The following is a 13,218-nucleotide window of genomic DNA, read 5'->3' as shown; positions in this document are numbered from 1 at the left end:
AGGTGGTGTTCCTGTGCCTGGCCGGAGCCTACGCTCAAGGGTGCCACTATCGGTCAGATGGCAGAGCTACCTATGCCGAGTTATCGACTGGTTGCGAGCGTGGTATATCGGCTGCCTTCATGACTAATTGATGACTGTATTAGTTGAATTGAAGTATAAGGCCAGCAGAAACAATCTTCTGATAAAGGTTGTGCTGATTGAGTCATCGCACTACGCAGTAACGATACATGGGGACGAAATTGCTGCGGTTGGTGGGGCAGGCCCCATCGGGTGAGCTGTCGCGACAGGTCGCTCTGCAGCTTGAGAAGGGAATCGGGGGGAGAGGAAGGACCGATCCAGACGATGCCGGGCCGGTGGAAGTAGCCTACGTGGTCGAGGGTCAGCCGACCGGGCGCACAGGGGTAGCGCTGGACCCAGCGACGCAGCTTCAAGGCGGAGGTGTCGCTCTGCTCACCGAGGAAGGCCAGCGTCAGATGAAGGTTGTCGTCGGGGATGCGGCGCCCGCCCAGTTCGGCGTGCAGCCGGTCGGCCAGCCCGCCGAGGTGTTGGCGCAGCGCAGTCGGCGGCGTGAGCGCAAGAAACAGTCGCATCCCCGGGTTGCCCAGGCAGGGAGCGAGGCCGGAAATCCAGACGCCTCGGACCCTGACCTCAGGCTCCGTCCATCAGTCGCCGATGACCATCACCGCCTCGGCTTCGAACTGGGCGCCCTTGGGCAGGGCCTTGACGCCGACCGCGGCACGCGCCGGGTACGGCTTGGTGAAGACCTCTTCCATCACCTTGTTGACGGTGGCGAAGTTGTCCAGGTCGACCAGGTAGAGGTTGAGCTTGACGATGTCCTGCAGCGAGCCTGCGGCCTCTTCACACACCGCCTTGAGGTTGGTGAAGACCTGGCGCGCCTGGGCCTCGAAGTCGTCGGAAACCAGCTCCATGGTGGCCGGGTCCAGCGGAATCTGGCCAGACATGTAGACGGTGTTGCCGGCCTTGATGGCCTGGGCGTAGGGGCCGATGGCGGCGGGCGCCTGGTCGGTGTTGATGACAGCCTTGTTGCTCATTGTTGACTCCTGATGTCGTGTCAGCGGCAAATAGCAACACCACCACCAGGGCCGTCATCGGGATGACGGCCCTGGCGTCGGGGCTCAATTGCCAAGTCGAGAGATCTTGCCGATATGCGAAAGGTTACGCAGTCGTTTGATGATGCGTGCCAGATGGGTCCGATTACGCACAGAAAGTGTCAGATTGACGATCGAGAGACGGGCGTCACGCTCCTCGATGCCGATGCGCTCGATATTGGCGTCGGCGTCGGTGATCAGGCCGGCCAGCTCGGCCACCAGGCCGCGACGACTTTCGACCTCGAGGCGCAGCGCCACGGGGAAGTCCTCGTCGATGGTGTCCGACCAGTTGAGCGTCAGCAGCTTCTCCGGGTCGCTCTTCAATTCCTGCAGGTTGCGGCACTCGGAGCGGTGTACCACGATGCCCTTGCCCACCGACAGATGGCCGATGATCGGGTCTCCCGGCAGCGGGTGGCAGCAGCGGGCAAACTTGATCACCATGCCTTCGACGCCACTGATGGTGACCCTGGAGCTGTCCTCGGCGGCCTCGCTATGGGAGATTCGCTCGCCACGGTGCAGTTCCACCAGACGACGGGCGATCACCTGGGTCATGCGATTGCCAAGGCCAATGGCTTCGAGCAGGGCGGATTCGCTCTGCAGCTCCATCTCCTTGAGCAGCCGTGCCATGACGTCTTCGCCGACGTCCTCCAGATGCACGCCAAACTCGCCCAGCGCCTTGGTCAGCAGGCGGCGTCCCAGCTGCACCGCTTCGGTATGCTGCTGATGCTTGAGCGCATGGCGGATGGCCGAACGCGCCTTGGCGGTAACGACGAAATTGAGCCAGGCGAGGTTCGGCTTGCCCCCCGGAGAGGTGATGATCTCCAGCGTCTGGCCGCTCTCCAGGCGCGATGACAGCGGGGCCAGATGGCGGTCGATGCGACAGGCGATGCAGGTGTTGCCGATCTCGGTGTGCACGGCGTAGGCGAAGTCGATCACGGTGGCGCCCTGCGGCAGCTCCATGATGTCGCCTTTCGGCGTGAACACGTAGATATCATCGGGGAACAGGTCGTTCTTGACGTGTTCGATGAACTCCAGCGAATCGCCGGCATGGCGCTGCATCTCGAGCAGCCCCTTGACCCATTCCCGGGCCCTGGCGCGGCTGCCTTCGGCGATCGGGTGGGAGGTCTGCCCGGCCTTGTACAGCCAGTGGGCGGCGATACCGTTGTTGGCCATCGCCTCCATTTCCCGGGTACGGATCTGGACCTCGATGGGCATGCCGCTGTTGCCGAACAGGGTGGTATGCAGGCTCTGGTAGCCGTTGGCCTTGGGGATGGCGATGTAGTCCTTGAAGCGCCCCGGGACTGGCTTGTAGAGATTGTGCACCATGCCGAGGATGCGATAGCAGCTGTCGACGTCGTCGGCGATGATGCGAAAGCCGAACACATCCATGATTTCGGCGAAGGACTTTCGCTGGTCGCGCATCTTGCGATAGATCGACAGCAGGTGCTTCTGGCGCCCGATCACCGTGCCCTTGAGCTCGTGCTCGTCGAGCCGGGTCTGCAGCGCGTTCTGCACCTGACGGATGGCCGAGCGACGGTTGCCTCTGGCGCTGGCCACGGCGCGCTTGATGCGTTCGGCGCGCATCGGGTGGATGGCCTGGAACGACAGGTCCTCCAGCTCGACCCTGATGGTATTGATGCCGAGGCGGCTGGCCACCCGGGCATAGATCTCGAGCGTCTCCCGAGCGATGCGGCGCTTCTTGTCCGGGCGCAGCGCGCCCAGGGTACGCATGTTGTGCAGCCGGTCGGCCAGCTTGACGATGATTACCCGAATATCCCGGGACATCGCCATGACCATCTTCTGGAAGTTTTCCGCCTGGGCGACGGCCTTGTCCTCGAAGGTGATCTGGGTGAGCTTCGAGACGCCGTCGACCAGTTCGGCCACGGCTTCGCCGAACTGCCCGGCGAGGGCATCCTTGGAGACCCCGGTATCCTCGATGACGTCGTGCAGCATGGCCGCCATCAGGCTCTGATGGTCCATGTGCATGTTGGCGAGGATGTTGGCCACCGCTAGCGGGTGGGTCACATAGGGTTCGCCGGAGCGACGACGCTGGCCGTCGTGGGCCTGTTCGGCATAATAGAAGGCACGCCTGACCTGCTGGATTTCCTCGGCGGGCAGATAGCCTCCGAGTCGGTCAGACAGATCGTCGATCGTGAACATGTGGCGTGCCCTGACTGCGTGATGAGAGGTCCGAAGGGCGACCCGCGGCCGCCTTCGGCACGATCATTCCTCGGAGGGCGAGGCCTGGTACTCGGGACGGAAGCGGCTGGGCGCTTCGACCGGCTCGTCCAGCACGCTGTGGTCGATCAGGCCGTCGGCGATCTCGCGCAGAGCCATGACCGTGGGCTTGTCGTTTTCCCAGGGAAGCAGCGCGTCGCGTGAGCCACGGGCCAGCTGCCGGGAGCGCTGGGTGGAAATCATCACCAGCTTGAAACGGTTCTCGACGTGTTCCAGACAATCTTCGACAGTAACTCGCGCCATTGGGCCCTTCCTGATCTGACAGACGGTGTGTCGGGCAGGTGCTGGCCTTTCGCGGTCGGCGAGACGGACTGTGCCCCCGTCGACGATTGCGCCCGGGGGTTGCACCTGCGAAGTGACAGGCTAGATTACTCGAGTCACGCCGCCTGTGACAAGACGCCGGGGTCTGGTTGCAGCGCCGAAAAGCGAGCCGTGGGGGGCGTGGGTTGCCCGCGCTCCTCGGCGACTTGCCTTTGATAGCGTGTTCTAGTCGGACAGAAGCGCCTCGAGCAGCGGGGCATGGCGCTGTCCAAGGCGTGGTGTGGCCAGGCGCTGGCTCACTACCAGCGCGCGCAGCTCGTCCAGTGCGGTGGTGAAGTCGTCGTTGATGACCAGGAAGTCGTATTCGCTGTAGTGGGACATTTCGCTGACCGCCTCACGCATGCGCGCGCTGACCACCTGATGGTCGTCGGTGCCGCGGCTCGACAGGCGGCGTTCAAGCTCTTCCCGCGAAGGCGGCAGGATGAACACCGAGACAGCCTCTGGCATCTGCTCGCGAACCTGGCGGGCGCCTTGCCAGTCGATCTCCAGAATCACGTCCTGACCGGCGGCCAGCAGTGTTTCCACTGCGCTGCGCGAGGTGCCGTAGCAGTTGTCGAAGACCCGAGCGTGCTCGAAGAAGTCACCCTGCTCGATCATCGCCTCGAAGGTGGCCATGTCGACGAAGTGGTAGTTCACGCCGTCGACCTCGCCCGGGCGCATGGGGCGGGTAGTGTGGGAGACCGAGACCTGAATGCCGTCGAGACCCTCGATCAATTCACGCACCAGGCTGGTCTTGCCGGCGCCGGAAGGGGCAGAAACGATAAACAGCGTACCTTGGGACATGGGCGGGGTCTTCACTTGGAGGCCTTGGGGATCGTGCGCCGTTCGCGGGCGACTTCGCGGGCGACAAGGTGGCGAAGTATGGCACAGTTGGGCCTGGGCCTGCATCCGCCCAGGCTGACCCGCGACGTCGCTCGGTGGGGCCATCGCTCCCCCTGGACTCTCCGTGAATTCCCCCTGAACTCCCGTGAAAAAGCGCCGTGGAGAGGGAAACGGGACCGCCTGGACGGGCGGCGAGATCGGAAAAAGGCAAGCCGATGGCGGCGGTGGATCCGGGGAGCGTCATTCAGCCGGGGCGGAACAACGTCCGAGCATGGGCAAGGGAGCATAAGACATGAAAGGAACAGCCTGGCGGGCGGCGTTGACGGGGGTGCTGATCCGGCTGGTGGCACGGCTGGTGACGGCGCCCAGGCCGATCTGGTCGGGGGTCGCGCCGGTGGCACGTCAGCGGCTGTACTTTGCCAATCACTCGAGTCATGGCGACTTCGTGCTGATCTGGACCACCCTGCCGCCGCGCCTGCGGGCACGCACCCGCCCCGTGGCGGGCGCCGACTACTGGCTAGCGTCACGGCTGCGGCGCTTTCTGATCCACGACGTCTTCAAGGGGGTGCTGGTCGACCGCCAGCGCAAGCCCGGCCAACCTGACCCCCTGGCGGTGCTGCGTGAGGCGCTCGACGGCGGCGACTCGCTGATTCTGTTTCCCGAGGGCACCCGCAATACCGATGACAAGGGCCTTTTGCCGTTCAAGCCGGGGCTCTACCACCTGGCCCGCGACTATCCCGAGGTAGAACTGGTGCCGGTATGGATCGATAACCTCAATCGGGTGCTGCCCAAGGGCGAGGTGGTACCGCTGCCGCTGCTATGCACGCTCAACTACGGCGAGCCGCTGGCTCGGATAGAGGGCGAGGACAAGGCCGATTTTCTCGCCCGGGCGAAGCGAGCGCTGCAGGCACTGGCGCCGGCCGGGGCCAGCGTTCCCAGCGACCCCTTGTCACCCGACACCGCGCCACCCGACACCGCGCATCCAGGTTCTACCACCCCTGGCGCTACCACCCCAGCTAACAGCACCCCAGACACCACCACCCCAGCTACCAGCACTCCAGGCTCCGCCACCGAGGCATCTGGCCCCAGGGAGGGGGCGCCGAATGACTGATATCGTGATTCCCGCCGGTCTCGGCACCCTGCTCGCCGCCATCGTCGGGATCTTGCTGGTGGCCAGTAGCGTTGGCTTCGTACTGGCCCGCCGCTATTCGCCCGAGGGCGAAAACGAGGTGATCGAAAACCTCAACCAGCGCATCCGCTCCTGGTGGATCATGACGCTGTTGATGGGTATCGCCCTGCTAGGCGGCAGGACCGGGGTGGTGCTGCTGTTTGCCTTCGCCTCGTTTTCCGCGTTGCGCGAGTTCATCGGCCTGGTGCCGTCACGACGGGCCGATCACTGGGCGCTGGCGCTGGTGTTCTTTGTGGTGCTGCCGGTGCAGTACCTGTTCATCTGGCACCAGTACTACGGCATGTACTCGATCTTCATTCCGGTCTACGCGTTCCTGCTGTTGCCGGTGGTGGCGGCCCTGAGAGGGGATAGTCAGGGCTTTCTCGAGCGGGTCAGCGAGGTCCAGTGGGCGCTGATGGTGTGCGTCTTCTGCGTTTCTCACGTGCCTGCGCTGTTGAGCCTGGACATCCCCGGCTATGAGGGGCGCAACGTGCTGCTGATCGCCTTTCTGATCGTGGTGGTGCAGCTCAGCGATGTCCTGCAGTACGTCTGGGGCAAGCTGCTCGGGCGCCGGCGTATCGCCCCTAGGCTATCGCCCTCCAAGACCCTGGAAGGCTTCCTCGGCGGGGTGGCCAGTGCCACCCTGGTCGGCGCCGGGTTGGCCTGGATGACCCCCTTTTCCATGGGCCAGGCGGCGCTGCTGGCGCTGATGATCGCGCTGCTCGGCTTCGTCGGGGGACTGGTGATGTCGGCGATCAAGCGCGATCGCGGGATCAAGGACTGGGGTCACCTGATCGAGGGACATGGCGGCTTTATCGATCGTCTGGATTCGGTGATCTTCTCGGCACCGATCTTCTTCCACGTGGTGCGCTACTTCTGGTCGGTGGCATGAGGCCCTGGTGGCGTCACAGCGCAATGCATGGACTGGTGGGCTTCGTCGCCATGGGCGGTTGGATCGCCTGGGCAAGGGCGCGGCGTCTGCATCGTTTCCTTGCCAAAGGCGGTAACTAAGCCTGGGGACGCGGCGCGGCGCCTGTCATTGCGGTTCTCGCTCAACGAAGGCGGCGCCTGAGTCCGGGGCGGACGATCAGCTCTCGCTGGCGCAGTCGGTGGCCGCGGCGCGGCGCCTGTCGCTGCGCTTCTCGGCGCGCAGGCCGATATAGAACACCACCAGGCCGCCAAGGGCGAGCCCGGCGCCGACCAGGCCACTGGAGGACCAGGGCGCACCGGCCTTGATGGTGACCCCGGCCAGATAGGCGCCCAGCGCATTGGCGCAGTTGAAGGCGGCGTGATTCATCGAGGCGGCCATGGTCTGGGCGTCGCCGGCCACGTCCATCAGGCGTGTCTGCAGCGCAGGACCCAGCGCCATGCTGGTGCCGACCAGACCGACGAACAGGATGCCGGTGTAGAGGTTGTCGGCGGCAAAGTAGAAGGCGCCCTGGACCACCAGGCACCACAGCAGGATACGCGGCACCGCCTTCATCAGGTTCTTGTCCGCTGCCCGGGCGCCCACCAGATTGCCGATGATGCCGCCGATGCCGAAGATCGCCAGCACCCAGGGGCCGACCATCTCGGGCATGTCGGCCTGGGCGCGCAGGGTCGGTACCACATAGCTGAACACCGAGAACATGCCGCCAAAGCCGATGCTGGCCACGCCCAGGGTGTAGAGCACCCGCTGTTTGACCAGGGCGGTCAGTTCGCGCTTGGGGCTGGCCTTGACGTCATGCGGCTGGCGCGGCACGAACAGCTTGATCAGGCCCATGGTGACAAAGGCCACGACGCCCACCGCGAAGAAGGCGAACTGCCAGCCGAACCACTGGCCGGCCCAGGTGGCCAGTGGCGCGCCGATCACGATGGCGCTGGTCAGCCCCAGCATGACCCGGCTGATGGCTCGGGCGCGTTCTTCCACCGGTACTGCCGCTGCGGCCACCAGGGCGGCCACGCCGAAGTAGGCGCCGTGGGGCAGGCCGGCAAGAAAACGCAGACCGACAAAGGGCCAGAAGCTGGTCGCCAGGGCGCTGGCGATGTTGCCCACGGCGAACACCAGCATCAGGCAGATCAGCAGGGTGCGCCGAGGTACCCGCGCGGCCAGCGCGGAGATCAGCGGCGCACCGACCACTACCCCCAGGGCATAGGCGGAGATGGCGTAGCCGACGTCGGCGGCGCTGACCGACAGGTCCTGGGCGACACGCTCCATCAAGCCCATGATCACGAACTCGCTGGTACCGATGCCAAAGCCACCGAGGGCCAGGGCGAGCTCCGCCAGGCGAGGATGACGAGCTCTGAGATGGGTGATGGAGATTGCCATCGGGCCTCCTGGAAAACGAAAACGATCCCGACGGGTGTCGAGATCGTAAATTTACGACAAAAGTATAAGGCATCCGAAAGGTGGGTTCTAGCGCCGAAAACGTCAATCTTGTCGATTAGATAGGGCTAAAATGCGGGTAAGTGACGGTTATGTGTCGTCGAGCCGGGGCGCTCTCCAACGCCACGGCGAGCTATCGTGTTGTTAATTTTACCACTGTGAAAAAGCGCTCAGCTTTAGCGCATTTCTGTTGAAGAAGTTTCACCTATACGCAGTGTACTGTTTTTCTGTGCTCTTTTTTTGACACGACCAGCAGGCTGATCTCTTCAAAACTCTCCACTGCGCTTAACATTTGATTGAAAATCAATAGCCTGGCATGTGTTCACCGGCAAGTGATCATGCCGATGTCGACGCGTGATTGTCGTGACGAGTGATGGCGGCGAGTGAGGAACGAACTACCTTAGTAGTTCAGTACCACCCGACTAAGTCCGTTGAGCCCCATTCCTCGGTTCAGCGGCGGTCGTCGTGGCGACGCCGAAACCGATGGTTCGGTGTACGTGCTGACGGCAGGGAGTCGACATGAAGGTCGAACTGCATCAGGCAAGGAGCGGCGACGCGACGCTGACCGAGCGCGTCGAGAAAGCCGGTGGCTGGCTGGTGGAGGCTGGACGCAAACGGCTGCTGGTCGCCGCCAACGCCCGCTGGCGGGCCGTCCGCGAGGCCACGAGCCTGCATGACGCCGATGACGCGATGGTCCAGGACCTGGGCCAGGGAAGGCTGCACGGTGTCTGCCAGAAGGGTCGGCTGTTCCAGCAGGCCCATCCCGAGGTCCCGGTGCTGCTGGATGCGGGGCGCTATCTGGTGGTGGACCTGCCCAGGTCCGAGGCCAACAGGATCAACAAGCCCCTTGAGCAAAGTGAAGCGCCCTGCTTCCGCCTGTTCCCTTTACGCGAATCGACCCGTCTGTTTCGCCAGGTTGCGCCTCGTCGCGACGCCGCAGGATCCCGGGCCGTCGACGCTGTCGTCGCGTCGGCCTCCCAGGCCCGCTACGTCACCCTGCTGAGTCAGCTGGTGTCCTATCCGACGCGCCTATCATCGAGCGCCGAGTACGCCCAGGCGGTGGACTGGGCCGAGTCTCAGCTGACCACGGCGGGGCTGGCCGTGGATCGCCAGCAGGTATCGCTGCCCGGCGGCGCCAGCAGCATCAACCTGCTGGCGCGGCTGCCGGGGCAGGCCGCCAGCCCCCGTCACTGGCTGGTGGTCGCTCACCTGGACAGCGTCAACCATCAGGGCGGTCCGTCCGCACCGGCGCCGGGCGCCGACGACAACGCCAGTGGCTCGGCGGCGCTGATGCTGATGGCCGAGGTGCTGGCCGGGCAGCGTTTCGATGATGACCTGAGCTTTGTGCTGTTCGGCGGCGAGGAGCAGGGGCTGCACGGTAGCCGCCAGTTCGTGGCGGGACTCTCCGCTGCCGAGCGGGGGCGCATCGCCGGGGTGCTCAATATGGACATGATCGGCTCGATCAACGCCACACCTGCGGCGGTACTGCTGGAAGGAGCGCCCCTCAGCCAGGACATGATAGATGGCCTGAGTGCGGCGGGAGGCCGCTTCACCGATCTCGAACTGCAGGTCTCGCTCAACCCCTTTGCCAGTGATCATGTGCCCTTTATCGACGCCGGCATCCCCGCCGTGCTGACCATCGAAGGGGCCGACGGCGCCAATGACGCCATCCACGGACCGAACGATGTACTGGCCACGGTGGATCCGTCCTACGCCATGAAGATCGTGGCAATGAACCTGGGGTTTGTGGCCACCAGCGCTGGCCTGCACGCGGTCGACGCCCCGCCCCTGCCGGAATGCCACTGTCGTGGCGACGAGCGCCACCACCTGGGCGACCCCTGGCGCCAGCTCGAGGCCCACCATGAAGCACTGCTGGCCCAGTATCGTCGCTGGCAGGGACAAGGTGTCTGGTCGGCACAGCTGGACGCCGGCTGGCGTCAGGCCTGGCAGCGGTTGGAGTTGCTGCGCTCGCGCAGGGAATGGGAGCGACGGTCTCGGTCAACAGGCCGTTGAACGAGCCAGTGGCAAGGCCGCTCACCCAGCCACTCAGCCAGCCACTCACCCAGCCATTAACCCAGCCAGTGATCGAGTGACGCCCCGGCGAGACGAGAACAGGCAAGACAAGATCAGGTAAAGCAAGACAAGACCGATCAGGAGGATGTGATGCCAAAGGACCTGTGCGGAGACTGGATCGAGATGCGTGAGGAAGGCATCGGCGACTGCACGGTGCTGCGGCACCCGGATTCGCCGGCTGTCACCCCCTCGCGGATGCCGCGAAGGCGCCTGTGTCTGCACCAGGACGGCGCCGTCGAGCTCCACACCGGAGACGCCGCCGACCGCCTTGCCTGCGATGCCCGTGGCCAGTGGCGGCGTGATGGCGATCAACTGCACCTGACACTGCCCGGTTGGGACGGTGACTACGATATCGATGCGCTGGAGGACGATCTTCTGATCATTACCCGTCATTGAGGCCTCCAACGCCGCCAATACCGTGCGTTGTGGGGCCACTTGAGGCCAGTTGCTGGCCATTGAACCTGTACTCACGACGCCGACCGGCTGGCCGGCGGGGAGGCTTGCATGTCCGATAACACCACCCATCCGGAACGGTGTCGCTGTTGTGGCACCATGGCGGTTCACCGGCGACTGCTGGACCAGGACCCCGGTTATGCCAGGCGGCGATCGCGCATCGAGGAACACGCCTTTCGCGCCATGCGTGGCACCATCGTCCAGCGTCCGGGGTGCACCCGCATCCCGGTGGTCGTCCACGTGGTCTACAACACCGACGAGCAGAATATCTCGCGGGAGCAGATCGACAGCCAGATCGAGATCCTCAATGAGGACTTTCGCAAGGCCAATGCCGACGTCTCGACGGTACCTGCGCCCTTCGCGCCGGTGGCCGCCGATGCCAGGCTATTGTTTGCGCTGGCCACCAGCGATCCCGACGGCAACCCCACCGATGGCATCACCCGCACCCGCACCGACGTCAGCGGTTTTGTCGATGACGACAAGGTCAAGGCCGACGCCAGCGGCGGCAAGGATGCCTGGCCCGCAGACGAATACCTCAATATCTGGGTCTGCCCGCTTTCCGGTGGCCTGCTCGGCTACGCCCAGTTCCCCGGCGGACCCGCCGCCACCGACGGCGTGGTGGTGACCTACACCGGCTTCGGCAACATGGGCACCGCCCGGGCGCCGTTCGACCTGGGGCGCACCACTACCCACGAGATAGGCCACTGGCTCAATCTCTTTCATATCTGGGGAGACGACGGCACCGGCTGCTCCGGCTCGGACTTCGTCGACGACACCCCCAACCAGGGCGGCGCCAACCTGGGCAAGCCGACCTTTCCCAAGGTGTCCTGCGACAACGGCCCCGATGGCGACATGTTCATGAACTACATGGACTACGTCGACGACGACACCATGGTGATGTTCACCGAGGGCCAGGTGGCACGAATGCAGGCCTGCCTGGATGGCCCCCGCAGCGCCATCGGCGAGATGGTGTCGTGCACGCCGTTGCACCCCAAGGCGCTGCCGAAGGACACCCCCAAGGAGTTCACCAAGGAACCGATCAAGGAACCGCCAAAAGAGCGGCCCAAGGATAACCCCAAGGAGTTCGTCAAGGAGCCGGTCAAGGAGAGCGTCAAGGAGGGACCGAAGGACCTGATCAAGGATGGCATCAAGGATGGGATCAAGGACGGCGGCAAAGACGGGATCAAGGATGGCATCAAGGACGGCGGCAAGGAGTTGCCCAAGGACAACCCCAAGGACTTTGGCAAGGATCCAGGCCTGGAGCCGGGCAAATGGAAGCCGCTTGACCCGCCTCCCAAGCAGATCTTCGAAGTGCCGACCAAGCAACTGGTGGAAGGCCCCGTGGGCGGCAAGCAGGCCTTCGAGAATCCGCTACCGGGGGGCTGGGGCAACCAGCCCGTCCAGCCCATGCAACCGATGCAACCAGTCCAGCCGCTGCAGCCCTTTGTGCTGGCCACCGGTCAAGCGCCGTCGGGCGCCTCGCTCAAGCCGCCGGTGGCGGATGGCGGAGGCGAGCAGGATCAGAGCCAGGCGTTGCTTGGCGAGTACGCTCAACTGTTGGCGCAGTACGCCCAGCTCTACCAGCAGGGCATGCTCGATCAGCAGGGGATGCTGGCCTGGCAGCAGGCCTGGGCGGCCTACGTGCAGCTTGGTGGACGGTGAGCGATGACAGGACCCGCGGGCACCCTGTCGGTGCCCGCCTTTTTCGAGGGAGCCGAGCATGATCCTGATCCTGTCGTTTGCCGACAATGCCCATGTCGAGCGGGTACTGCCCCATCTTCACTCGCCGGTGGAGGTGATCGACGTCGCCGACTTCCCCCGGCGCCTGGGAATCCTGGCCTACGCAGGTGCCAGTGGTGACAGCCTGTGGCTGGAACTTGGCGACGGGCGCCGGCTGGCCCTGGACGAGGTGCGCTCGGTATGGAACCGGCGTATCCGTTCCTTTGACCTGGACCCCGCCCTAGGCGACGGCACCGAACGGCTGTTTGCCTGGTCCGAGACCCAGGAGGCGGTGCTTGGTCTGTGGTATGCCCTGGATAGCTTCTGGATGAACCATCCGCTGGCCGACGAACGCGCCCAGCGCAAGCTGACCCAGCATCGTCTGGCCCACCGGCTGGGGCTCGAGATTCCCGATACCCTGATCACCAATCGCCCGGACGCCGCCGCCGAGTTTATCGCTCGCCACGGCGACGGTGGAGTGGTGCGCAAGGCCTTTCGCAATATCGTCGAGGCGCCGCGAGAGACCCTCAAGGTCGGCCAGGACGAGATGGCCAGGCTCGAGGCGGTTCGTCTGGCGCCGGTGATCTTTCAGGAGTACATCCCGCTGGCGCTGGATCTGCGGGTCACCGCGGTGGCCGGCGAGATGTTCGCGACCGCCTTCAGGAGCGAGCCGCAGTACGAGGTCGACTACCGCAGTGGCGTGGGCAGCGCCGAGGTCTTCCCCTATACCCTGCCGGATGAGGTGGAGACCGGACTGCGCGCGCTGATGAGAGAGCTCGGACTGGCCTACGGCGCCATCGATCTAAGGGTCACACCCGAGGGGCGTCATGTGTTCTTCGAGGTCAATCCGGCCGGCGAGTACCTGTTCGCCAGCGAGCGCAGCGGCCAGCCGATTCCCCAGGCCATCGCCGCCGCTCTGGAGCGCGGCGGCGGCGAGTGGTGACGTCCCC

The 13,218-nt window shown here is 64.7% G+C and carries 12 protein-coding genes; 6 read left to right on the top strand and 6 right to left on the bottom strand.

From position 1 onward, the window contains the following. Nucleotides 1–80: 80 nt before the first annotated feature. The 5 genes from thpR to gmk form a co-directional block, all read right to left on the bottom strand. Nucleotides 81–590: an RNA 2',3'-cyclic phosphodiesterase gene (thpR, locus tag NFI08_RS05310; protein WP_348815091.1), complete on the bottom strand. Its 510-nt coding sequence runs from the start codon at nt 588–590 to the stop codon at nt 81–83. Nucleotides 591–662: 72 nt separating this feature from the next. After that, complete coding sequence (ridA, locus tag NFI08_RS05305) at nt 663–1,052, bottom strand: deaminase RidA (protein ID WP_108131980.1); 390 nt, start codon at nt 1,050–1,052, stop codon at nt 663–665. A gap of 84 nt (nt 1,053–1,136) precedes the next feature. Further along, nucleotides 1,137–3,269 (bottom strand): RelA/SpoT family protein, encoded by a 2,133-nt coding sequence (locus NFI08_RS05300; RefSeq protein WP_045991657.1) that lies wholly within the window; start codon nt 3,267–3,269, stop codon nt 1,137–1,139. 63 nt (nt 3,270–3,332) lie between these two features. Next, the gene (gene rpoZ / locus NFI08_RS05295; RefSeq protein ID WP_349587792.1) at nt 3,333–3,590 is read right to left on the bottom strand and encodes a DNA-directed RNA polymerase subunit omega; all 258 of its coding nucleotides are present in this window, start codon (nt 3,588–3,590) and stop codon (nt 3,333–3,335) included. A 243-nt stretch (nt 3,591–3,833) separates the two neighbouring features. After that, nucleotides 3,834–4,451 carry a guanylate kinase gene (gmk, locus tag NFI08_RS05290; RefSeq protein ID WP_045991659.1) on the bottom strand — a complete coding sequence of 206 codons (618 nt, stop codon included), beginning with the start codon at nt 4,449–4,451 and terminating at the stop codon, nt 3,834–3,836. Nucleotides 4,452–4,782: 331 nt separating this feature from the next. On the opposite strand from gmk, the gene NFI08_RS05285 reads away from it, so the two are divergent. Beyond that, nucleotides 4,783–5,601 carry a lysophospholipid acyltransferase family protein gene (locus tag NFI08_RS05285; RefSeq protein WP_349587788.1) on the top strand — a complete coding sequence of 273 codons (819 nt, stop codon included), beginning with the start codon at nt 4,783–4,785 and terminating at the stop codon, nt 5,599–5,601. Next, nucleotides 5,594–6,550 (top strand): phosphatidate cytidylyltransferase, encoded by a 957-nt coding sequence (locus NFI08_RS05280; protein WP_108131982.1) that lies wholly within the window; start codon nt 5,594–5,596, stop codon nt 6,548–6,550. Before NFI08_RS05285 ends, NFI08_RS05280 begins: the two co-directional genes overlap by 8 nt. Nucleotides 6,551–6,745: 195 nt before the next feature. Here NFI08_RS05280 and NFI08_RS05275 read toward each other — a convergent pair whose 3' ends face one another. Beyond that, complete coding sequence (locus NFI08_RS05275) at nt 6,746–7,966, bottom strand: MFS transporter (protein WP_045991661.1); 1,221 nt, start codon at nt 7,964–7,966, stop codon at nt 6,746–6,748. 576 nt (nt 7,967–8,542) lie between these two features. On the opposite strand from NFI08_RS05275, the gene NFI08_RS05270 reads away from it, so the two are divergent. The 4 genes from NFI08_RS05270 to NFI08_RS05255 all read left to right on the top strand — a co-directional run bounded on the left by NFI08_RS05270 (nt 8,543) and on the right by NFI08_RS05255 (nt 13,211). Further along, the gene (locus tag NFI08_RS05270; RefSeq protein WP_349587783.1) at nt 8,543–10,036 is read left to right on the top strand and encodes a M28 family metallopeptidase; all 1,494 of its coding nucleotides are present in this window, start codon (nt 8,543–8,545) and stop codon (nt 10,034–10,036) included. 150 nt (nt 10,037–10,186) lie between these two features. Continuing rightward, nucleotides 10,187–10,492, top strand: a complete 306-nt coding sequence (locus NFI08_RS05265) for a hypothetical protein (RefSeq protein WP_045991662.1) — start codon at nt 10,187–10,189, stop codon at nt 10,490–10,492. A gap of 108 nt (nt 10,493–10,600) precedes the next feature. Next, nucleotides 10,601–12,211 (top strand): M43 family zinc metalloprotease, encoded by a 1,611-nt coding sequence (locus tag NFI08_RS05260; RefSeq protein WP_349587780.1) that lies wholly within the window; start codon nt 10,601–10,603, stop codon nt 12,209–12,211. A gap of 58 nt (nt 12,212–12,269) precedes the next feature. Beyond that, complete coding sequence (locus NFI08_RS05255) at nt 12,270–13,211, top strand: ATP-grasp domain-containing protein (protein ID WP_045991663.1); 942 nt, start codon at nt 12,270–12,272, stop codon at nt 13,209–13,211. Nucleotides 13,212–13,218: the final 7 nt, after the last annotated feature.

The organism is Halomonas sp. EF61, assembly GCF_040147045.1.
Lineage (GTDB): Bacteria > Pseudomonadota > Gammaproteobacteria > Pseudomonadales > Halomonadaceae > Halomonas > Halomonas litopenaei.
This window is presented reverse-complemented; position numbering and strand designations above follow the sequence as displayed.

Coding starts and splice junctions, on each gene's coding strand:
- NFI08_RS05300 (WP_045991657.1), bottom strand. CDS start 3,269: ATGTTCACGATCGACGATCTGTCTGACCGACTCGGAGGCTATCTGCCC.
- NFI08_RS05270 (WP_349587783.1), top strand. CDS start 8,543: ATGAAGGTCGAACTGCATCAGGCAAGGAGCGGCGACGCGACGCTGACC.
- gmk (WP_045991659.1), bottom strand. CDS start 4,451: ATGTCCCAAGGTACGCTGTTTATCGTTTCTGCCCCTTCCGGCGCCGGC.
- NFI08_RS05280 (WP_108131982.1), top strand. CDS start 5,594: ATGACTGATATCGTGATTCCCGCCGGTCTCGGCACCCTGCTCGCCGCC.
- NFI08_RS05255 (WP_045991663.1), top strand. CDS start 12,270: ATGATCCTGATCCTGTCGTTTGCCGACAATGCCCATGTCGAGCGGGTA.
- thpR (WP_348815091.1), bottom strand. CDS start 590: ATGCGACTGTTTCTTGCGCTCACGCCGCCGACTGCGCTGCGCCAACAC.
- NFI08_RS05285 (WP_349587788.1), top strand. CDS start 4,783: ATGAAAGGAACAGCCTGGCGGGCGGCGTTGACGGGGGTGCTGATCCGG.
- rpoZ (WP_349587792.1), bottom strand. CDS start 3,590: ATGGCGCGAGTTACTGTCGAAGATTGTCTGGAACACGTCGAGAACCGT.
- NFI08_RS05265 (WP_045991662.1), top strand. CDS start 10,187: ATGCCAAAGGACCTGTGCGGAGACTGGATCGAGATGCGTGAGGAAGGC.
- ridA (WP_108131980.1), bottom strand. CDS start 1,052: ATGAGCAACAAGGCTGTCATCAACACCGACCAGGCGCCCGCCGCCATC.
- NFI08_RS05275 (WP_045991661.1), bottom strand. CDS start 7,966: ATGGCAATCTCCATCACCCATCTCAGAGCTCGTCATCCTCGCCTGGCG.
- NFI08_RS05260 (WP_349587780.1), top strand. CDS start 10,601: ATGTCCGATAACACCACCCATCCGGAACGGTGTCGCTGTTGTGGCACC.